The organism is Dietzia sp. NCCP-2495 (genome assembly GCF_026011735.1).
GTDB lineage: Bacteria > Actinomycetota > Actinomycetes > Mycobacteriales > Mycobacteriaceae > Dietzia.
Genome location: NZ_BRVN01000006.1, coordinates 37,102 through 56,724 on the forward strand (window position 1 = coordinate 37,102; position 19,623 = coordinate 56,724).

Consider the following 19,623-nt stretch of genomic DNA (forward strand, 5'->3'; position numbering starts at 1 on the left):
CACCCGGCCCACGTAGGGCAGATCAGGAGCCGAAGCCCCAGACGAGATTGGCGGCCAAGTACAGGACGGCGGCCGGAAAACTGAGGACTCCGTGTATCACGTCACCGAGCGAGCCACCGGGAATAATTCCGTCAATGGAGCCGTGGACTTCGTGCCCGAGGTCCGCGAGCGATCCAGAGATGTTCATGATGTTTCTCCGTTCAGGAAGGTGAACTGGGGCGGTGCGGGAAGGACTCGGTTCAGGACCCGAAGCCCCAGAGGACTTCGCTGACAAATTGCACGAGGGAGGCGGGGATCCCGACCACCCCGAAAACAAGATCCCCCACAGAGCCCGCCGGGGCGGCTTCCGCACCGAATTCCCAGATGTCTAGTGCCACGTCGTGCAGCGAATCGCCGAGCATTTCCTTACCTCCGGGTGATGAATGGACGAGTTGACTATGTCGCCAGCATATGCCTACAGCCACGAAATCCTGAGAACTGTGGCTATTTTGTGATAAACCGTGGCGCGGCCGCCCGCGCTGCCGTCCCAGCCGGCCCGGGTCCGCCTACAATCCGGACCATGCGGACCACCTCCACCACCTCGCCCCGTCACCGCTCCGGTCGCCTGCTGACCCGCGCACTCGCCGCGACAGCAGGCCTGGGCCTCGCCCTCACCGTTTCTGCGTGCACGATCGGGGAGGTCGACGACGACACGGCAGCCGCGGGGTCTGCCACCTCCGAGCAGAGCGCGGCCGGCGACTCCGCCGCATCGGCCACACCAGATAGCGACGCAGAAAAGGACTCAGGCGACACGGCGGGCGATGGTGCGCCCGCCGCGGGAATCGACGAGCTGGTCCTCACCGCCTCGGACGCACCCGAACTCGGCCTCACTCCGGTCCCCGCCGAGGAGATCACCGGCGGCATGGACGCGCTCGGCGACCTCGCCAAGGACGTCAGGGTGGACCCGCCCCACTGTGCCGACCTCAACCAGGACGCCCTCACCGGCCAGGCCGAGCCCGGCACGATCGCCATCCAGTCCGGGATGCAGGGCCAGACCGCGTTCGCCGTGGCCCTCACCACCAAGCCCGACGGCCTTCCGCAGCGCGCAGGAGAGATCGAGAAGTGCCCGGTCATGACCGTCACGGTCCCGATCGAGGGCCAGGAGGTCGTGTCCGAGACCACCAACACGCCTCTCGACCGGGAGGCACCCGCAGGCGTCGAGGACTTCGCGGCGGTCCTGCAGGACACCTCGATGGACGTCGCCGGTCAGGCCATGAACTCCGGCACCGTCATGATCACCGGAACCGTCCGGGGAATCGGCGTCTCCGTCACCGGGACCAGCGCGCTCGGCGATCTGGCACCGGAGGCCCAGGCCACCGCGATGGAGGTGTTCACCAAGCAGGCCGAGAAGATCCGCAACGCCTGACCAGACACGGCGCCCGATCGGACGCTGCGCCTGACCAGAAGCTGCGAGCCGGTGGGTCAGGCCCGCTGCGAGGAGATGGAGACGACCTCGCCGGTGAGGTAGGTCGTGTAGTCGCTGGCCAGCATCGCGATGGTCGCGGCGACCTCCCACACGTCGGCGGCGCGACCGAAGGCCTCCTTCGAGGCCAGCTCGTCGAGCAGGTCGGACGACGCCGACTTCTCGAGGAACTTGTGCCGCGCGATCGACGGCGCCACGGCGTTGATCCGCACCCCGAAGTCCGCGCCCTCGATCGCCGAGCACCGGGTGAGCGCCATGACGCCGGCCTTGGCCGCGGCGTAGTGGGCCTGCGCCCGCTGGGCACGCCAGCCGAGCACCGAGGCGTTGTTGACGATCACGCCGCCATGGGGCACGTCGCGGAAGTAGCGCAGCGCGGCGCGGGTGGCGCGGAACGTGCCGTTCAGGGTGATATCCAGGACGCGGTCCCAGTCCTCGTCGGTCATGTCGACGAGCTCGCCCTCCCCGCCGAAACCGGCATTGTTGATGAGCACGTCGATCCGGCCGAGCTTCTCGGCAGCGCCGGTGATCAGTGCGTCCACGTCCGAGGTCGACTGCACGTTGCACGTGATGGCCTCGAACTTCTGGTCCGGAAACTCGGCGGCCAGCGCGTCACGGGCCTCGTTCATGCGGCGCTCGTGGAAATCCGAGACCAGCACGTCGGCACCCTCGAGCGCCGCGCGGCGGGCAGAGGAGAAGCCGATTCCGGTACCGGCGGCGGCGGTCACCACGACCTTCTTGCCCTTCAGCAACCCGTGGCCCGGGGTCTCCTCGGGGACGACGCTGAGGGGGGACTTGTGCTCGGTCATGACGGCCTGGCCTCTCGGGGTAGTCCGAGCACGCGCTCGGAAATGATGTTTCGCTGGATCTCGTTCGATCCGCCGTAGATGGTGTCGGACCGGGTGAACAGGAAGAGCCGCTGCCACAGCGCCAGCTCCAGGTTCTCCGGGTCACGGATGTCGTTGGGCGCGCCCTCGGAGGTCTCGGTGGGACCGGTCAGCGACTCGGCGCCCTGGACGAGCATCGCGAGCTCGCCGAGGTCACGGTGCCAGTTCGCCCACAGGAGCTTGGCCGCCGACGCGGCGCCGCCCGAGGAATCACGCTCGGCGAGCGTGCGCAGGGCGTGGGCCCGGATCACCTTGAGGCCGATCCACGCGCGGGTGATGCGCTCACGCACCGCCGGGTCCTGCGCACTGCCGTTGGCGTGCGCCATCTGCGTGATCTGCTCGAGCTCGCGGGCGAAGCCGACCTGCTGACCGAGCGTGGACACGCCGCGCTCGAACTCGAGCAGGGTCATGGCGACCTTCCAGCCCTCACCCCGCTCCCCCACGATCATCGACGCCTCGGTGACCGCGTCGTCGAAGAACACCTCGTTGAACTCGGAGGTGCCGGTGAGCTGCTGGATGGGCCGGATCTCGACGCCCGGCTGGTCGAGCGGAACGAGCAGGAAGCTCAGTCCCTTGTGGCGGCTCGTGCCCTCCTCGGTGCGGGCCACGACAAACGCCCACTGACTCAGGTGCGCGAGCGAGGTCCACACCTTCTGGCCGTTGAGGTGCCATTTACCGTCCTCGCCGAGACGCGCGGTGGTGGCGACGTTCGCGAGGTCCGAGCCGGCGTTCGGCTCGGAGTACCCCTGCGCCCACAGTTCGGTGACGTCGATGATCGTCGGCAGGAAGCGGTCCTTCTGCTCCTGCGTGCCGTGCGCGATGAGCGTCGGCCCGAGGAGCGTCTCACCCAGGTGGGACACCCGGGCAGGCGCGTCGGCCTTGGCGTACTCCTCATGGAAGCGCACCTGCTGACTCAGTGACGCACCGCGGCCACCGTGCTCGACCGGCCAGCCGACGCAGGTCCACCCCGCGGCGGCCATGTGCCGCTCCCAGGCCAGACGCTGGGGGAAGAACTCGTGCTCGCTACCCGGCCCGCCGGCGCCCTTGATCTCGGCGAACTCGCCGACGAGGTTGGCGTCCAGCCAGGCGCGGAACTCCGCTGCGAACTCGTCGTCGGACATCTCCGACGCAGGCCTGGTGTTCTCGGTCATGCCGCCACACTACCAAGCACTTGCTTGGTCACGCATCCGGCGGCAGTACCAAGCAGTTGCTTGGTAGGGTTGCGCACGCCACACCCGCAGCACGGAGGAGCCCGAAATGTCGCAGCCCGCAGACGCCGACGCAGCCGGACACACGGTCGGACACGCAGCCGCCGCAGGCCGCCAGCCCGTGGAGACCACCCCCGAAGCCCTGCGACGGGCGGCGACGCTGTGGCCGGACCGCGAGGCGATCGCCGACGTCCAGCCCGGCCAGGACACCCGCTGGACGTGGTCCGAACTCCTCGACGAGGTACGCGCCTTCGCCGCCGGCCTGCTCTCCCGTGGGGTCGCGGCAGGCGACCGCGTGGTGATCTGGGCGCCCAACACGCACCACTGGGTGGTGGCCGCGCTCGGCGTCCAGTACGTCGGCGCCACCGTCGTCCCCGCCAACACCCGCTACACCGGTAGTGAGACGCTCGAACTCATCCAGCGCACCGGCGCGACCGCCGCCGTGGTGGCGGGCACGTTCCTCGGGACCGAGCGCATCACGGACCTCACCGCGGCCGCCGGCGGATCCCTGGCCGGCGCGACCGACCTCACGACCCTGATCCGCATCCCCCTCGAGGGCGGCGACAGTGCGGAGGCCGACGTCGTCGTCGTCGACTTCCCCGACCTCCACGCACTGTCCACCGACAGGCTCCTCGCCGAGGCCGACGCCCGCGCCGATGCGGTGACCGGCGACGACGTGGCCGACATCCTCTTCACCTCCGGCACCACCGGCAAGTCCAAGGGCGTCGTGGCGCTGCACCGCCAGACCATCGCCGGCGCGCACGCGTGGGGCTCCAACGGCGAGCTCACCGAGACCGACCGCTACCTCATCGTCAACCCGTTCTTCCACAGCTTCGGCTACAAGGCCGGATTCCTCGTGTGCGTACTGTCCGGCGCCACGATCATCCCGCTGGCCGTCTTCTCGACCACCGAGACGCTGCGGCTCATCCGGGACGAGCAGGCCACCGTCCTACCCGGCGCGCCGACGATCTTTCAGACCCTGCTCGACGAGCCCGCGCGGAGCGAGTACGACCTGTCGTCACTGCGCCTGGCCGTGACCGGCGCCTCGGTGGTGCCGGTGGTGCTGGTCGAGCGCATGCAGTCCGACCTGGGCCTCGAGACCGTCCTCACCGCCTACGGACAGACCGAGACGATGGGCTTCATCACCACGTGTCGTCCGACCGACGACGACGTCACCGTGGCCACCACCTGTGGCCGCGCCTACCCCGGCATGGATATCCGGATCGGCGAGCAGGGCGAGATCGAGGCCCGTGGCGAGATGGTCATGCACGGCTACCTCGACGACCCGGAGAACACCGCCAAGGCCTTCACCGCCGACGGCTGGCTGCGCACGGGCGACGTGGGCGAGATCGACGCTGATGGCAATCTCCGCATCACCGACCGGCTCAAGGACATGTACATCACGGGCGGTTTCAACGTGTACCCGGCCGAGATCGAACAGACCCTCGCCCGCCTGGACGGCGTCGTGGAGTCCGCGGTGATCGGCGTGCCGGACGAGCGGATGGGCGAGGTCGGCAAGGCGTTTATCGTGCGCCGCGAGGGGGCCGACCTCACCGAGCAGGACGTCAAGGACTTCGCCGCCGAGCACCTGGCCGGCTTCAAGCGGCCGCGGTCGGTGAAGTTCGTCGACGCGTTCCCCCGCAACGCCTCCGGCAAGATCCTCAAGACGGACCTGCGATGAGCGCCTCCCCCACCCCCTCCTCGGCCACCCACGCCGCCACCCCCTCAGATCCGCTACCCTCCCGCGACATTCGCTACCCGTTTAGCGGTAGCGAATCTGAAGGCGGAGTAGCGGATTCCAGGGAGGCGGCGGGCGCGGCGGGTTCGGCGGCGGGCGCGGTGCTGGTCTCCGGCGCCTCGGGCGGGATCGGCTCGGCCGTCGCGCGTCGTCTGGCCGCCGAGTTCCCGGGTGCGCCGATGGTGCTGGGGTACCGCTCCACGGAGCCGGTGGAGCTGGCGAGGGAGCTGGGAGCCGGGCGCACTGTGGAGTGCGTCCGATTGGCTTTCGGGGACGACGACGGGGCCGAGGCCGACACCGCGCTCGCGGCCACGGTCGACGAGATCGGCCGCCGGTTCGGCGGCATCCGCGTCCTCGCCCACTGCGCCGGCCCGCACGTGCCCATGGTCCACCTGTCGCGGGTATCGCCGGCACAGTTGCGCCGCCAACTGGCCGACGACGCCGCCGGGTTCTTCGCTCTGGTGCACCCCGCGCTGGAGCATCTGCGGGCGGTGGGCGGCAACGTCGTCGTCGTCACCACCGCCGCCACGACCCGCTACCCCGTCCGCGACGGCCTGTCGGCCGGCCCCAAAGGCGCGGTCGAGCAGCTCGTACGGGGGCTGGCCGCCGAGGAGGGGCGGTTCGGGGTGCGGCTGAACTGCGTCGGGCCGGGGATGCTCACCGACGGGATGGCCGATCGGCTGATCTCGTCGGGCGAGCTGGATTCCGGGGCGCTGGAGGTCACGCGCGGCAACATCCCGCTGCGGCGGTTCGGTACGGCCGTCGACATCGCCGAGGCCGTGGCGTTCCTGGCCTCCGAGCGCGCCGGCTTCATCTCGGGCCAGAAGCTCGACGTGGACGGCGGCTACGGCGTCTGAGTCGGGCCGGGAGACGAAGTCCGGTACAGTACCAACCAAGCACTTGCTAGGTAAGGAGAGTCCCAGCTCATGACCGATGCACAGCATCCTCCGGCGGAGATCCCGCCCGTCCTCGGGATTGACGACCTCGGCGCGGACACGCAGCCCGTGGCGTACGAGGTCTCCGACGGCACCGCGTACGTCACCCTCAACCGGCCGGACTTCCGCAACGCGCAGAACTCGGTCATGACGTACTCGCTGGACAACGCGTTCATCAAGGCCGTCGAGGACGACGCCGTGAAGGTGATCGTCCTGCGCGCCAACGGCAAGCACTTCTCTGCCGGGCACGACATCGGCACCACCGAGCGCGATCATCACGTCGAGTACACGAACCGCGCCTCGATCTGGTGGGACCACACCACCCGCGGCGGCGGCGACCGGCGGATGGCGCGCGAGACCGAGGTCTACGTGCAGATGTGCCGCCGCTGGCGCGAGATCCCCAAGCCGATGATCGCCCAGGTGCACGGCGCCTGCATCGCCGGCGGACTCATGCTGGCCTGGATCTGCGACTTCATCGTGGCCTCCGACGACGCGTTCTTCTCCGATCCCGTGGTGAAGATGGGAATCCCGGGCGTCGAGTACTTCGCCCACGCCTTCGTGCTGGGCCCGCGCCGCGCCAAGGAGATCCTTTACACCGGTAGACGGTTCGGGGCTGCCGAGGCGCAGGAGTGGGGCATGCTCAACCACGTCGTGCCCCGGGACGAGCTCCAGGCCAAGGTCGACGAGATCGCCGGCGAGATCAAGGCCATGCCGGCGTTCGGGCTCACGCTGGCCAAGAAGGTCATCAACTCGAACGAGGACCAGATGGGGCTGCAGACCTCCCTGGACACCGCGTTCGGCTGGCACATGTTCGCGCACTCGGCCAACGCCGAGCCGGACGACACCGATTCCTTCTCCGCCTCCCTCGGAGGAATGGACGCCCGCTCGATGCGCGACACCGCGAACAAGGGCGCCACCGGCACCTCCGACACCGGCACCACCGACACGACCAAGGAGCGCTGAGGCGTGGACCTGCACCTGGACGCCGCGACCGAGGAGTTCCGCCTCGAGGTCCGCACCTGGCTGGCCGAGAACGTGCCCGCCGAGCCGCTCCCCCACATGGACACCGCCGAGGGCTTCGAGGCCCACCGCGCGTGGGAGGCGAAGATGGCCGACGCGCGCATGTCGGTCGTGTCGTGGCCCGAGGAGTTCGGCGGCCGCGACTGCGGGCTCGTCAACTGGGTGGTGTTCGAGGAGGAGTACTTCCGCGCCGGCGCGCCGCTGCGCGTGAGCCAGAACGGCATCTTCCTCCTTGCCCCGACCCTGTTCGACCACGCCTCCCCCGAGCAGCTCGAGCGGATCATGCCGCGCATGGCCCGCGCCGACGACATCTGGGCGCAGGCCTGGTCCGAGCCCGAAGCCGGTTCCGACCTGGCATCGCTGCGCTCCACCGCCACGCGCGTCGACGGCGGCTGGGTGCTCAACGGCCAGAAGGTGTGGTCGACCCGCGCCTCGTTCGCCGACAAGGGCTTCGGCCTGTTCCGCACGGACCCGGACGAGCCGCGCCACAAGGGCCTGACGTACTTCATGTTCGACCTGCGCGCCGAGGGCGTCACCGTGCGCCCGATCGACCAGCTCGACGGCCTGCCGGGCTTCGCGGAACTGTTCCTCGAGGACGTCTTTGTCCCCGACGACCCGGCGAACCCGGGCGAGTCCGGCGTGATCGGTGAGGTCAACCAGGGCTGGAAGGTGGCCATGTCCACCGCCAACAACGAGCGCGGCCTTTCGCTGCGCTCGCCCGGGCGGTTCCTGGCCACGACCGACCGGCTGCTCCAGCTGTGGGACGGTACCTCCGACGAACTGGACGAGCGCACCCGCGGCGGCCTGGCGGACGAGGTGGTCGACGCCTGGATCGGCTCGCGCGCCTACGAGCTGAGCACCTGGAACACGGTCACCAAGCTCACCGGCGGCGCCAATCTGGGCTTCGAGTCCTCGATCAACAAGGTCTTCTGGTCGAAGTGGGACATCGCGACGCACGAGACCGCGCTCGACATCCTGGGCACGGCGGGCGAGCTCGCCGGCGAGCAGTGGATGGACGGCTACCTGTTCGCCCTCGCGGGCCCCATCTACGCGGGGACGAACGAGGTCCAGAAGAACATCATCGCCGAGCGCCTCCTCGGCCTTCCGCGCGGATAACAAGGGACAGACATGGATTTCGCTATCGATCCCGACATCACCGACTTCGCCGCGAGCATCGACTCGCTGCTGGGCAAGTCCGACATGCCGTCGGTCATCCGTTCCTGGGCCGCCGGGGACACCGCGCCGGGTACGGCGCTGTGGGGCCACGTCGCCGAGACCGGTGCCGCCGCGCTGCTCGTCGACGAGGAGTCCGGCGGCGCTGGCGCTACGTCCGTAGAGGCCGTCGTGGCGCTCGAGGTGTTGGGTCGCCACGCCGTGCCCGGGCCGGTCGTGGAGTCGGTCATGGTCGCTCCGCGTATCGCCACCGCGCTGGGCGGGGCCCCGGACGCGGGCGACGTCGCCGGGGAGATCGCCGCCGGCGCGCTCGCCTCCGTGGCCGCGCCGCGTGTGTCACCGCTGGCCCCCGACGCCGACGTCGCACGGTTCGTGTGGGTGGTCGACGACGACGAGGTGTTCACCGGCACAGCCGGCGGGTTCCGTCGCTCGGTCGACCGTGCCCGCACCGTCACCACCCCGACCCGCGGAGACCGGGTGGCCGCCCACAGCACGGTCGACCTGGTCAACCACGGCGCGCTCGGCACCGCCGCCCAGCTCCTCGGACTGGGCACCGCGATGCTGGACATGAGCGTCGAGTACGCGAAGCAGCGCAAGCAGTACGGCAAGCTCATCGGCGAGTACCAGGGTCTCAAGCACCAACTCGCCGACGTGGCGATCGCGCTCGAGATGGCGCGGCCGCTGCTGTGGGCGGGCGCCCTGGCGATCGCCGAGAACCCGGGCGATCCCGACGCCGCCGTCCGCGACGTCTCGGCCGCCCGCGTCGCCGTGGCGGACGCCGCCTACCTCTCGGCCCGCACGGCACTGCAGGTGCACGGCGCGATCGGCTACACCCTGGAGCACGACCTGGGCTTGTGGCTGACCAAGACCCGCGCCCTGCAGACCGCGTGGGGTACGCAGAGCTTTCACCGCGGCCGGGTCTTCGAGGCCATCACCTCAGGTGCCACGGAGGCCGCGCGATGACCTCCGCCCCGGTTGCCACCCCCGGCGTCGACACCGACGAGCAGGCCGCCCTGCGCCAGTCGGTCGCCGCACTGCTGGAGAAGAAATCCGACTCGGCGGCCGTGCGCGCCGCGATGACCTCCGCCGACGGGTTCGACACCGCACTCTGGTCGACGCTCGTGGAGCAGATCGGCGCGGCCGCGTTGTCGATCCCCGAGGAGTACGACGGCGCCGGCGCCACCTGGGTCGAGACCCATCTGGTGTGCGAGGAGCTCGGCCGGCGGCTCACCCCGTCTCCGGTGCTCGGCTCGGCCGTGCTCGCCGCCCAAGCAGTCCTCGCCTCCGGCGACGCCGAGGCCGCGGCACGCCTGCTGCCCGGCATCGCTGCCGGCGAGCAGGTGGCGCTCTGCTGGGCGGGCCCCGACGGGTGGTCGACACCGGGAGTCAGCGCTGATTCCTCCGCCGGTGCTGACTCCCCCACTGCCGACATCGCGACCCTCACGGGAACGGCCCACCACGTCCTCGGCGCCGACACCGCGTCCACCCTGCTGGTGGTGGCCGTTACCGGCGAGACCGTGGGACTGTTCGAGCTCCCGGCCGATGCGGACGGCGTCGTCGTCACCCGCGTGCCCGTCATGGACCCCACCCGCACCCTCGCGCGCGTGGAGTTCTCCGGCGCCACCGCCACCGCGATCGGAACCCGGGACAGTTTCCTGTCCCGGGTGCGCGCCGCGGGCTGGGCGGCGATCTCGGCCGAGCAGATCGGCGCCGCCCGCGCGATCCTCGACGCGACCGTCCAGTACACGCAGGAGCGCAAGCAGTTCGGTCGCGTGATCGGCTCGTTCCAGGCGCTCAAGCACCGCATGGCCGACATGTACGTCAAGGTCGAGACCGCCCGCTCGCTCTCCTACTCCGCGGCCGCGCTGGTCGCCGAGGCCCGCGCCGTCGAGTCCGAGCAGGGCCCCGGCCCGGCCTCCGACGCCGCGGCCTACGCCGCCGAGATCGAGGCCGCGTCGGCCAAGGTCTACTGCTCAGAGGCGCTGCAGTGGATCACCGGCGAGGCGATCCAGCTCCACGGCGGAGTGGGCATCACCTGGGAGTACGACGCGCATCTGTACTTCAAACGCGCCCACGGCACCGCGCAGCTGCTCGGCCAGCCGCACGAGCTGCTCTCGGCGCTGGAGACCGCCGCCGGACTGTAACGGGGCGGCGGCAGGGGCACCGGGTGGTCCCGCGGCCACTAGAGTAGGGCGCCATGAGCCCCTTCCCCGAACACGGACGGACCAACGACCAACGATCGGCCGAGGACCTCGCCGCCCAGGCGGGTCGGATGCTCACCAACCTCCGGGTCTCGAAGATGGACCCCGAGGAGCTGGGCCCGCTCGCCGAGGCCGAGGCCCGGGCCGTCATGCTGGACCGTCTGGCCGTGGCCCGGCCCGGTGACGTGGTGTTCGGCGAATGGTGCCCGGACGACCGGGCGCGGCTCGATGCCGACCGAGTCTGGTTCCTTGACCCGCTCGACGGGGTCAGGTCGTACGTCACCGAGGGACGCCCGGACTGGGCCACGCAGGTGGCGCTCTGGGAGAAGGGGCCCGACGGTGTCAGCGGCATCACCGCCTGCGCGATCGCCATGCCCGCCTACGGCCGGGTGCTCACGGGCCGCGGCGCCACCACCTATCAGCCGATCTCGATCATTCGCGGGCCCCGCCCCGGCCCCCTGGTGCCGCCGCGGGAGGACGACCGCCTGCGCATCGCCGTCTCCGAGGCCGGGCCCCCGGAGTTCGCCGAGGAACTGGCGCAGCAGCTGGGCGCCTCGCTGGTGCATCTGGGCTCGGGCGGTGGCAAGACGGCGACCGTGCTCGAGGACGAGTGCGACGTCTACATCCACACCAGCGGCCACCACCAGTGGGACTCCGCCGCCACCGTCGGCGTGGTCCAGCAGCGCGGTCTCCACGCCAGCGCCCTGGACGGCTCCGAGCTGCGCTACAACACCGAGGCGATCGAGTTCCCCGACCTGCTCGTGTGCAAGCCCGGGCTGGCCGACACGATCATCAGCGCCGTGGCGCAGTACCTCTAGCCGGCGCGCGCCGGTCAGGTGTCCAGGCCGCGGTAGCCGGCGAACCGCTCGGCGATCTGCCCCTCGCTCAGGCCGTAGTCGGCGAGCGTGTACCGGTGGGCTGGCGCGCGGTCGCCGGACAGGCTGCGTGCGTTCTCGGCCTCCACGGCCGCGCGCACCTCGTCGGTCAACGCCTCACCGGCTGCCGCGTAGACCCGCTCCACCACGCCGGCGGGATCGCCCACCAACTCACGGTGCTCCACGTCGACGAACGTCGCCCTCGACGCCGGGTCCGCTTCGTGCCGGGTCCGAACGGCATCGAAGGTCTCGACACCCCGCGCCCACATCTCCAGCTGGGACTCGCCGATGTACTCGGGTGTGAAGCGCGTCGACCAGTCTGCAGCGGTGCGGTGCGCGAGCGAGCACATCGAGGCCATCGACTTCCGCGGATCCCGATGCGTCTGCACCACCACGGCGTCCGGATACACCTCGAGCAGCGCGTCGAGCGTGAACAGGTGGCTGGGGTTCTTGAGCACCCAGCGCCGCTCGGGATCGTTGGCGCCGATGAGCTGCAGGTTGCGCTTGTGCCGCTCGTACGCCGGAACCCAGTCGGCGCCCTGGAGCCAGCTCGAATAGCCGTCGAGCCGGGCGAGGCACTCGTACGACGCCGACGTCACCGACTGACGGAGCAGCTGCCAGCACTCCTCGAGATCGTCGGCCGAGATGTAGTGCACGCCCCCGTAGTCGGGGTTCTCGGACATGAAGCCGGCGTACAGATCGCGCAGGCCCACGTACGCGGGGTCGTCCTCCCACGTCTCGCGCGGTGGCCGCGGCTGCGGGACCTCCGTCAGCCACAGTTCGAGCCCCTGGTTGGCGGGGTCGGCACCGAGGAGCCGGTGCAGCGCCGTGGTGCCGGTGCGGGGCAGCCCGGTGACGACGACGGGCCGCTCGAGCTCCACGCCCGTCTGCTCCGGCGCGGCCGCGAACCCGGCGTTCGCCATGAGCCTGGCGGTCAGTGCGCTCTTGAGGACCGAGCGCCAGTACTTGCTGCCCGCAGGGGTCAGGCCGGCGTCGGTGTGCAGGGACTCGAGCAGGACACCCAGAGCCTCGCGGTGGGCGTCGGCGCCCTCCCCGAAATCCTCCAATCCGACGGCGCGCGAGGCGCTGGCGTGTAGGTCCTCGACGGTCCCCACATGGACCCGGTCGGCGTCGTCACTCATGACAGGCCCCTCCTACGACAGTCCGCGGCGTGCGAACGCCTGTTGCCGCGCGGCGATCCGCTCGCGCCACTGCTCGGGGCTCACCCGCTGATCGGCGTACCCGGGAACTTCGTCGGCCAGCGAATCGAAGGGCACGACCTTCAGAGTCGGGCCCTGTTCCGGGGTGATGGGGCCATCGACCCGCTGCCACCGGAACTGCATGATCCCCTCGCGGTGGCCGAGCAGCTCGAGCCAGTTGGCCAGGCCCGGATCCTGCTCGGAGAGCACCAGGTGGATCATGCCGTCAGAGTCCACGTGCGCCTGGTCGACGGTGAGGCTGGTCTGGTGGTGCACGTAGTCAAGCGAGGCGTACCACATGCTGCCCAGCTGGAAGCCCTGGTAGGGCACCCCGGCGACGGGCACCGAGATCACCATGGCCTCATCCGGGGAGAGCTCGAAGATCCCCGCCGACGAGTACTGCGTGGTGAGACCGCCGGGCGTGCTGCGGGGCGTGTAGAGCGTGTTCCGCTCCTGGTCACCGAAGAACCAGCCCGGGAACGCCAGCCAGGTCCGCAGCCGACCGATCAGCGCCTCCGCCAGCTTGGCGTAGAACTTCTCCTGGCCGGCGACGGTGGCGGGTCCGGGTGCGGTGCCAGCGGCATCGACACGACGAAGCGTGGCCGAGCCGGCCTCCTCCACCGCCCAGTCCGAGAACACCTCGCGGACCGCGATCATCGACGAACCGGGGTGGAGCACCACGTAGCCGGGGTCGCCCTCGTCGTCGTCGTTTCTCGCCGGCCCCATCCGGAAGGAGTACCGGCCGTCGGCATCGATCTCCAGGGCGCGGTCGTCGAATGCCGCGTGCGACGCTGCGCGCTCGTCCGCCGAGTAGTTTCCCGCCATGACCTGGAACGACAGGTCCGCCGTGGTACCGCGCCGGCCCTCGACGACGTACTCGGCGTCGTCGGTGAGGTTGGCGTAGAAGTACAGCGTGTCCGGGTTGTCCAGGCCCATCTTGGTGTAGGGGCCCGTCGCCTCGAACAGCTGCGGGTGCGTGCGGCCCCGGTGCTGACCTCCCTCGATCACCCCACGGAGGGTGCCGAGCAGGTAGTCGAGCCCCTCGGCCACGTCGGCCTCGGTACGCACGTGGGGCGCGGAGCGGATGGTCTCCTCCGCCTCGGCCAGTGCGGCGGCCAGGGGCCCCGTCGCGTTTCCGGTCATGACGTCTACCTCACAGCCAGGTGTAGGAGTCGGCAGAGGTGATGAAGTTGGCCAACTCCTCCTGCTCGGGTGTGGGATCCACGACGTCCTCCTCGATGCTGAGGTACGCGCCGCGGTAGAACAGCAGCGGCCGGATGTCGCGCTTGGTGGGGCCGAGATCGTGGACGCGACCGAGGACGATCCAGTGGTCGCCGCCGTCGAGGACCTGGTCGATCTCGCAGTCGAGCCACGCCATGACGCCCTTGATCACCGGCGAACCGAGTGGACTCGGCTCCCAGTCGATCTCGGCGAACTTGTCGTCACCACGACGGCCGAAGGTGGAGGAGACGTCCTCCTGCTCCTCGGAGAGGATGTTGACCGCGAACCGGCCGGCCTTCTCGATGCCCTTCCATGACCCTGAGGTCTTCATGGGGCAGAACAGGACGAGCGGCGGCTCCAACGACAGCGCGGAGAACGACTGGCAGGCGAAGCCCACCGGGGCGCCCTCGTCCACCGCCGTGATTACGGTGATGCCGGTGCAGAACTGGCCGAGTGCGTCGCGCAGCTCCCGACTCGAGAAATTCTGGCCCTCGGGGCGGTCTTCGGTGCTGCTCATCGGGTCGGTCCTCCCATAGACGTGGTTCGGGGCGAGCGGGCGGCGCGGCTACGGCCGGGCCCACACCCGCGCCGCCGTCGGGCGATACGGATGTGGGCCCAGCCTAGGCGTCTACTTGAAGCCGACGGAGAAGTCGTGTCCCCAGAGGCTCACGGCGGTGGACTCGCGGGCCACCCACTTCTCGTCATCGGTGACCTGCATGCCCTCGCAGCCGTACTCGCAGTCGAAGCCACCGGGCGTCTTCATGTAGAAGCTCATCATCTTGTCGTTGACGTGCCGACCGAGCGACGCCGACATCCTGACCTGCTTGCGCTGCGCCCGGTCCAGGGCAAGTCCCACGTCGTCCGCCGAGCCGACCTCGACCATCAGATGGATGATCCCGGTGGGGTTGGGGAACGGCGTGAACGCCAGCGAGTGGTGGCGCGGGTTACACCCGAGGAAGCGCAACCACGCGGGCTCGCCGTCGGCCGGCCGGCCGACGATCTCCGGCGGCAGACTCATCGAGTCACGCAGCGAGAAGCCGAGCACGTCGCGGTAGAACTCCAGCGCCGCCACCTCGTCCGGGGTGGACAGGACGATATGGCCCGCACCCTGGTCGCCGGTCACGAACTCGTGACCGTACGGCGTCGGGATGCGGCGGTGCTGCAGCGCAATCGTGTGGTAGATCTCCAGCGTGAACCCGGCCGGGTCCTGGCAGGTGATCAGCCCACGGACCTTGCGGTCGCGCTTGACCTCGTCCGGGGCCTCCTCCCACGGGACACCGGCGGCGTCGAGACGGGACTTGACGTCCTCGAACTCGCCCTCGTTCGCGCACTCCCAGCCCACCTGGCCGAGCTTGTCCTCCTCGCCGGGGACGATGATCCACCGGTGCGGATGGTCGTCCATACGGAAGTAAAGCGCGTCCGGGTCGTCACCGGACCCCACCACGAAGCCCAGCACCTTGGTGCCGTACTCGCGCCAGGCGTCCATGTCCGTCGCGAAGATGCGGACATAGCCGAAATTGTTGATTGCCATCGTCAGCCGATCCCTTCGATCCGTCGTCCGGATCAGACCATCGAGTCCGTGACCTTCTCGCCGAACTCGTTCTGTCCGTACATGATGTACGCCTTCGTCGCCTCGTTGGCCGCGTGGACACGGCCAGCGTTGGCGTCACGCCAGAACCGCTGGATCGGCGAGGTGTCCTGCAGTGCGCGGGCGCCGGAGTTCTGGAACAGCAGGCCGATCGCGTCGATCGAGCGCTGGGTGGCGCGGACCTGGTCGCGACGGGCACGGGTGCGGATGTCCATACCCGGGTAGTCGCCGGCCTCGATGAGCTTCTGCTCCTCGCGCACGTTGCGCATGAGCTGCAGCCACGCGGCGTCGATGTCGCCGGCGGCCTCGGCCAGACGGACCTTGGCGAACGGGTCGTCCTTGACCGCGGTGCCGAAGGCGGCGCGCACGCGGTCACGCTGGTGCTCGCGGTGCACCTCGTAGCAGCCGAACGCCATGCCGACGATCGGGGTGGAGATGGTGGTGGGGTGGATGGTGCCCCACGGCATCTTGTAGATCGGGTTGGTGTTGACCTCGAGGCCCGGGCTCTTGGTTGCGGCCATCAGACCGAACGAGAGCACGCGGTGCTCTGGGATGACGGCGTCCTTGACGAGGATGTCGTTGGACCCGGTGCCCTTGAGGCCGGCGACGTGCCAGACGTCGAGGATCTCGTACTGCGACTTCTCGACGAGGAAGGTGCAGAAGTCGACCATCTTGTCGTTCTCGTCCAGGACCGGGCCGCCCACGAACACCCAGTCGGCGTGCTGGCAGCCCGAGGACCACGACCACTTGCCGTTGAGCACCAGACCGTCGGCGGTGCGCTTGGCCGCACCCATCGGTGCGTACGAGGACGAGATGCGGACGGTCGGGTCCTCACCCCAGACCTCCTCCTGTGCCTGCTGCGGGAACAGGGCCAGGTGCCAGTTGTGGATGCCGAGGATGCTTGCGCACCACCCGGTCGACGGGCACGCGGTCGCGACCAGCATCGCGGCGGTGTAGAAGACCTCCATGTCCGCCTCGTAGCCACCCCACTGCGCCGGCTGGCAGAGCTTGAAGAAGCCCGCCTCGTCGAGCTCCGCGATGTTCTGCGGGTGGACCTTGCGCAGGTCCTCGGTCTCCTGGGCCCTCTCGGCGAACCCGGGCAGCAGTGCCTTGATCCGGTCGATGACCTCATGGTTAACGTGCTCGCTCATCTGTACCTTCCTGGCATTGGTGTGGATGCTGGGTCTAGACTAGAACACGTTCCAGTTTCGCACCAGCCATGCGTTGGTGAGCGCCAGGCTATGACACCCCGTGCCAGCATCAACGCACTTTGGTTGTCGCCTGCGAGGCAATTCTATAACCTGTTCTCATCAGACCTGCCCCTCAGGAGGAAGATCATGACCGCATCCGGAACATCCACCGGTGCTGTTCGCGAGATCGACACCGGCGAAGCCCGGGACCGGTACGCGCGCGGCTGGCACTGCATCGGCACCGTCGCCGAGTTCTCGGACGGCAAGCCGCATTCGATCCACGCCTTCGGCACCAAGCTCGTCGTGTGGTCGAACGATGACGGCATCAACGTCCTCGACGGGTACTGCCGCCACCTGGGCGGCGACCTCTCCGACGGCACGGTCAAGGACGGCAACATCGCGTGCCCGTTCCACGACTGGCGCTGGGGCGGGGACGGCAAGTGCAAGGGCATCCCCTACGCCAAGCGCGTCCCGCTGCGCGCCAAGACCCGCGCCTGGACCACCATGACCCAGAACGGCCTGGTCTTCGTGTGGCACGACCACGAGGGCAAGCCGCCGCAAGACGAGGACAAGATCCCGTACCTCGACGAGTACGACACCGGTGAGTGGACCGACTGGGTGTGGAACCGCCTCGAGATCGAGGGCTCCAACTGCATGGAGATCGTCGACAACGTCGTCGACATGGCGCACTTCTTCTACATCCACTACGCGTTCCCGACGTACTTCAAGAACGTCTTCGAGGGCCAGACGGCGACGCAGTACCTCAACACCAAGGGCCGACAGGACCACGACCCGTCGGGCGGCAAGTACGGCGACACCCTGCTCGAGTCGGTGGCCTCGTACTACGGCCCCGCGTTCATGATCAACCCGCTCAAGCAGCAGTACGGCGACTTCGAGTCCGAGGTCATCCTCATCAACTGCCACTACCCGGTCGACCAGAACTCGTTCGTGCTCATGTACGGCCTGATGGTCAAGAAGCCCCAGGGCTTCGACGACAAGACGTCCACCGCGATGGCGGGCAAGATCGCCGAGTTCTTCGGCGAGGGCTTCCTCCAGGACGTCCGGATCTGGCAGCGCAAGTCCGCGATCGCCAACCCGCTCCTGTGCGAGGAGGACGGCCCGGTTTACCAGCTCCGCCGCTGGTACGAGCAGTTCTACGTCGATCGCGACAAGGTCCTGCCGGAGATGCAGGAGCGCTTCGAGTTCGAGGTCGACACGACTGCGGCCAACGAGTACTGGGAGAAGGAGGTCGCCGAGAACCTGCGCAAGCAGGCCGCCGGCGAGGCCGATGCCTCCGACGAGCAGACCCAGTACACGGGGATGGCCGAGGTCGCCGGAGAGGCCGAGGCCTCCCGGTCGTCAAAGTGACCGCCTTCAAGCAGCACGACTCACGGCGCGCTCCCACCTGGGACGAGACGGACCCCGCGCGCGCCGCGAGGCTGCACTCCGATACCGACCTGGATCGTGAGACCTACACGCGGTCGGGATTCCAGCCCGTCGACTGCCGTCAGTGCGGTACCGGTGTGCTGGTACGCAAGAACAGCGAGAAGCACACGTCGATCCAGTGGGTCGACGGCAGCGATCGCCGCTGCCCGGTGCTGTGCGGGTGGCGGGACGGCGGCGAACGACCCGAGGGCGAGGACACCTGCCCGAACATGCTCGCCAGCATCCGCTACGCGTACGCCGAAGGTCTGATCACGCTCGCCGAGAGCGTCGACCCGGCCGACGAACAGCACATGGTCAACCCGCTCTACGTCGCCGAGTGAGTCGCCTGGGCACTCCCAGGCGACTCACGGGCACCGCCCATCCCGCCGCATCCAAGCGATAGGCTGCTTCTTCATGACAGAAACGCCCCAGCTCGGCTCCTTCGTGCGCGAACTCACCATCGCGGACGTCATCGAGGAGACCGCAGACGCCAAGTCGATCGTGTTCGACATCCCCGCGGGCGGGGAGGACGATTTCCGGTACACACCGGGCCAGTTCCTCACCCTGCGGATCCCGAGCGATCAGACCGGCTCCGTCGCCCGCTGCTACTCACTGTCGAGCTCCCCCACCGAGGATTCCCAGCTCAAGGTGACGATCAAGCGCACGGTCGGCGGGTACGGCTCGAACTGGGTCTGCGACAACGCCGAGCCGGGCATGTCGATGCACGTCCTGGCGCCGTCCGGGATCTTCACGCCCAAGAACCTGGACCAGGACTTCATCCTCCTGGCCGCCGGGTCGGGCATCACGCCGGTCATGTCCATCCTGCGGTCGGCGCTCACGCAGGGCACCGGCCACATCGTCATGGTCTACGCCAACCGCGACGAGGACTCGGTGATCTTCAAGACCGAGCTGCGCGAACTGCAGGAGGCGCACCCGGACCGCCTCACGGTGATCCACTGGCTCGAGTCCGTCTCCGGCCTGCCCACCGCCGAGATCATCGGCAACCTCCTCCAGCCGGTCGCCGCCAAGCGTCACTCGTACATCTGCGGGCCGACACCGTTCATGGAGACCGCCAAGAGCGGGCTCCGTCGCTCCGGCGCCGACATGCACCAGATCCACACCGAGGTGTTCTCGTCGATCGACGGCGACCCGTTCGCCGAGATCGTGATCGACGACAGCCCGTCCGAGGGCGGCGAGGGCCCGGCCAAGGCCACCGTCGAACTGGACGGCGAGACCCACGAGGTCGACTGGCCCCGCAGCACCCCCCTGCTCGACGTGCTGCTCGCCAAGGGCATCAAGGCCCCCTTCTCGTGCCGCAAGGGCGAATGCTCGGCCTGCGCCTGCGTCCTCAAGTCCGGCGAGGTCGAGATGATCCACAACGGGATCCTCGACCCCGAGGAGGTCGAGGAGGGCTACGTCCTCAGCTGCCAACTCCTGCCGAAGACGGACCACGTCGAGGTCTCTTACTCCGACTGACCCAGCAGCGGGTTCTGACAGACTCATC

At 69.2% G+C, this 19,623-nt stretch carries 19 protein-coding genes; 11 read left to right on the forward strand and 8 right to left on the reverse strand.

Translation table 11 applies throughout. From position 1 onward, the window contains the following. Positions 1-22: 22 nt before the first annotated feature. Positions 23-187, reverse strand: coding sequence for a hypothetical protein (locus tag OPF83_RS07545; RefSeq protein WP_264886725.1), 165 nt, complete (start codon positions 185-187; stop codon positions 23-25). 372 nt (positions 188-559) lie between these two features. Between OPF83_RS07545 and OPF83_RS07550 the strand changes: the two genes are divergently transcribed. Further along, a complete protein-coding gene (locus tag OPF83_RS07550) occupies positions 560-1,405 on the forward strand; it encodes a hypothetical protein (RefSeq protein ID WP_264886726.1) in 846 nt (281 codons plus the stop codon). A 56-nt stretch (positions 1,406-1,461) separates the two neighbouring features. On the opposite strand, the gene OPF83_RS07555 is transcribed toward OPF83_RS07550, so the two are convergent. Continuing rightward, a complete protein-coding gene (locus tag OPF83_RS07555; protein WP_264886727.1) occupies positions 1,462-2,268 on the reverse strand; it encodes an SDR family oxidoreductase in 807 nt (268 codons plus the stop codon). Beyond that, on the reverse strand, positions 2,265-3,497 hold the full coding sequence (locus OPF83_RS07560) for an acyl-CoA dehydrogenase family protein (protein ID WP_264886728.1): 1,233 nt from the start codon (positions 3,495-3,497) through the stop codon (positions 2,265-2,267). The genes OPF83_RS07555 and OPF83_RS07560 overlap by 4 nt, the downstream gene beginning before the upstream one ends. A 106-nt stretch (positions 3,498-3,603) precedes the next feature. On the opposite strand from OPF83_RS07560, the gene OPF83_RS07565 reads away from it, so the two are divergent. The 7 genes from OPF83_RS07565 to OPF83_RS07595 all read left to right on the forward strand — a co-directional run bounded on the left by OPF83_RS07565 (position 3,604) and on the right by OPF83_RS07595 (position 11,439). Further along, positions 3,604-5,235, forward strand: a complete 1,632-nt coding sequence (locus OPF83_RS07565; protein ID WP_264886729.1) for a FadD3 family acyl-CoA ligase — start codon at positions 3,604-3,606, stop codon at positions 5,233-5,235. Then, a complete protein-coding gene (locus OPF83_RS07570) occupies positions 5,232-6,149 on the forward strand; it encodes an SDR family NAD(P)-dependent oxidoreductase (protein ID WP_264886731.1) in 918 nt (305 codons plus the stop codon). The genes OPF83_RS07565 and OPF83_RS07570 overlap by 4 nt, the downstream gene beginning before the upstream one ends. Before the next feature lie 69 nt (positions 6,150-6,218). Next, positions 6,219-7,190, forward strand: a complete 972-nt coding sequence (locus OPF83_RS07575) for an enoyl-CoA hydratase (protein ID WP_264886733.1) — start codon at positions 6,219-6,221, stop codon at positions 7,188-7,190. A 3-nt stretch (positions 7,191-7,193) separates the two neighbouring features. Next, entirely contained in the window at positions 7,194-8,363 is a 1,170-nt protein-coding gene (locus tag OPF83_RS07580) for an acyl-CoA dehydrogenase family protein (RefSeq protein WP_264886735.1), read from the forward strand. 12 nt (positions 8,364-8,375) lie between these two features. Continuing rightward, positions 8,376-9,383: an acyl-CoA dehydrogenase gene (locus OPF83_RS07585; protein WP_264886737.1), complete on the forward strand. Its 1,008-nt coding sequence runs from the start codon at positions 8,376-8,378 to the stop codon at positions 9,381-9,383. Next, complete coding sequence (locus OPF83_RS07590; protein ID WP_264886738.1) at positions 9,380-10,564, forward strand: acyl-CoA dehydrogenase family protein; 1,185 nt, start codon at positions 9,380-9,382, stop codon at positions 10,562-10,564. The genes OPF83_RS07585 and OPF83_RS07590 overlap by 4 nt, the downstream gene beginning before the upstream one ends. 53 nt (positions 10,565-10,617) lie before the next feature. Beyond that, positions 10,618-11,439 (forward strand): inositol monophosphatase family protein, encoded by an 822-nt coding sequence (locus tag OPF83_RS07595; RefSeq protein WP_264886739.1) that lies wholly within the window; start codon positions 10,618-10,620, stop codon positions 11,437-11,439. A 14-nt stretch (positions 11,440-11,453) separates the two neighbouring features. Here OPF83_RS07595 and OPF83_RS07600 read toward each other — a convergent pair whose 3' ends face one another. The 5 genes from OPF83_RS07600 to hsaA all read right to left on the reverse strand — a co-directional run bounded on the left by OPF83_RS07600 (position 11,454) and on the right by hsaA (position 16,655). Next, positions 11,454-12,638 (reverse strand): sulfotransferase, encoded by a 1,185-nt coding sequence (locus OPF83_RS07600; protein ID WP_264886740.1) that lies wholly within the window; start codon positions 12,636-12,638, stop codon positions 11,454-11,456. 12 nt (positions 12,639-12,650) lie between these two features. Next, positions 12,651-13,838, reverse strand: a complete 1,188-nt coding sequence (locus tag OPF83_RS07605; protein WP_264886741.1) for a hypothetical protein — start codon at positions 13,836-13,838, stop codon at positions 12,651-12,653. Positions 13,839-13,848: 10 nt separating this feature from the next. Beyond that, positions 13,849-14,433, reverse strand: a complete 585-nt coding sequence (hsaB, locus tag OPF83_RS07610) for a 3-hydroxy-9,10-secoandrosta-1,3,5(10)-triene-9,17-dione monooxygenase reductase subunit (RefSeq protein ID WP_264886742.1) — start codon at positions 14,431-14,433, stop codon at positions 13,849-13,851. 111 nt (positions 14,434-14,544) lie between these two features. Next, the gene (gene hsaC, locus OPF83_RS07615) at positions 14,545-15,447 is read right to left on the reverse strand and encodes an iron-dependent extradiol dioxygenase HsaC (RefSeq protein WP_264886743.1); all 903 of its coding nucleotides are present in this window, start codon (positions 15,445-15,447) and stop codon (positions 14,545-14,547) included. Positions 15,448-15,479: 32 nt separating this feature from the next. Beyond that, the gene (gene hsaA, locus OPF83_RS07620) at positions 15,480-16,655 is read right to left on the reverse strand and encodes a 3-hydroxy-9,10-secoandrosta-1,3,5(10)-triene-9,17-dione monooxygenase oxygenase subunit (RefSeq protein WP_264886744.1); all 1,176 of its coding nucleotides are present in this window, start codon (positions 16,653-16,655) and stop codon (positions 15,480-15,482) included. 186 nt (positions 16,656-16,841) lie between these two features. Here hsaA and OPF83_RS07625 point away from each other — a divergent pair, with 186 nt between their 5' ends. From OPF83_RS07625 to OPF83_RS07635, 3 genes are all read left to right on the forward strand, one after another. Next, positions 16,842-18,062: an aromatic ring-hydroxylating dioxygenase subunit alpha gene (locus OPF83_RS07625; protein WP_264886745.1), complete on the forward strand. Its 1,221-nt coding sequence runs from the start codon at positions 16,842-16,844 to the stop codon at positions 18,060-18,062. Further along, complete coding sequence (locus tag OPF83_RS07630) at positions 18,059-18,460, forward strand: hypothetical protein (RefSeq protein WP_264886746.1); 402 nt, start codon at positions 18,059-18,061, stop codon at positions 18,458-18,460. The genes OPF83_RS07625 and OPF83_RS07630 overlap by 4 nt, the downstream gene beginning before the upstream one ends. Before the next feature lie 73 nt (positions 18,461-18,533). Continuing rightward, positions 18,534-19,595, forward strand: a complete 1,062-nt coding sequence (locus tag OPF83_RS07635; RefSeq protein WP_264886747.1) for a ferredoxin--NADP reductase — start codon at positions 18,534-18,536, stop codon at positions 19,593-19,595. The last annotated feature ends 28 nt before the right edge of the window (positions 19,596-19,623 follow it).

Bases quoted from the DNA above. Each gene is read 5' to 3' on its own strand.
- OPF83_RS07605 (WP_264886741.1), bottom strand. From the start codon at position 13,838: ATGACCGGAAACGCGACGGGGCCCCTGGCCGCCGCACTGGCCGAGGCG.
- hsaC (WP_264886743.1), bottom strand. From the start codon at position 15,447: ATGGCAATCAACAATTTCGGCTATGTCCGCATCTTCGCGACGGACATG.
- hsaA (WP_264886744.1), bottom strand. From the start codon at position 16,655: ATGAGCGAGCACGTTAACCATGAGGTCATCGACCGGATCAAGGCACTG.
- OPF83_RS07570 (WP_264886731.1), top strand. From the start codon at position 5,232: ATGAGCGCCTCCCCCACCCCCTCCTCGGCCACCCACGCCGCCACCCCC.
- OPF83_RS07595 (WP_264886739.1), top strand. From the start codon at position 10,618: ATGAGCCCCTTCCCCGAACACGGACGGACCAACGACCAACGATCGGCC.
- OPF83_RS07590 (WP_264886738.1), top strand. From the start codon at position 9,380: ATGACCTCCGCCCCGGTTGCCACCCCCGGCGTCGACACCGACGAGCAG.
- OPF83_RS07600 (WP_264886740.1), bottom strand. From the start codon at position 12,638: ATGAGTGACGACGCCGACCGGGTCCATGTGGGGACCGTCGAGGACCTA.
- OPF83_RS07575 (WP_264886733.1), top strand. From the start codon at position 6,219: ATGACCGATGCACAGCATCCTCCGGCGGAGATCCCGCCCGTCCTCGGG.
- OPF83_RS07545 (WP_264886725.1), bottom strand. From the start codon at position 187: ATGAACATCTCTGGATCGCTCGCGGACCTCGGGCACGAAGTCCACGGC.
- OPF83_RS07625 (WP_264886745.1), top strand. From the start codon at position 16,842: ATGACCGCATCCGGAACATCCACCGGTGCTGTTCGCGAGATCGACACC.
- OPF83_RS07555 (WP_264886727.1), bottom strand. From the start codon at position 2,268: ATGACCGAGCACAAGTCCCCCCTCAGCGTCGTCCCCGAGGAGACCCCG.
- OPF83_RS07565 (WP_264886729.1), top strand. From the start codon at position 3,604: ATGTCGCAGCCCGCAGACGCCGACGCAGCCGGACACACGGTCGGACAC.
- OPF83_RS07560 (WP_264886728.1), bottom strand. From the start codon at position 3,497: ATGACCGAGAACACCAGGCCTGCGTCGGAGATGTCCGACGACGAGTTC.
- OPF83_RS07585 (WP_264886737.1), top strand. From the start codon at position 8,376: ATGGATTTCGCTATCGATCCCGACATCACCGACTTCGCCGCGAGCATC.
- hsaB (WP_264886742.1), bottom strand. From the start codon at position 14,433: ATGAGCAGCACCGAAGACCGCCCCGAGGGCCAGAATTTCTCGAGTCGG.
- OPF83_RS07550 (WP_264886726.1), top strand. From the start codon at position 560: ATGCGGACCACCTCCACCACCTCGCCCCGTCACCGCTCCGGTCGCCTG.
- OPF83_RS07635 (WP_264886747.1), top strand. From the start codon at position 18,534: ATGACAGAAACGCCCCAGCTCGGCTCCTTCGTGCGCGAACTCACCATC.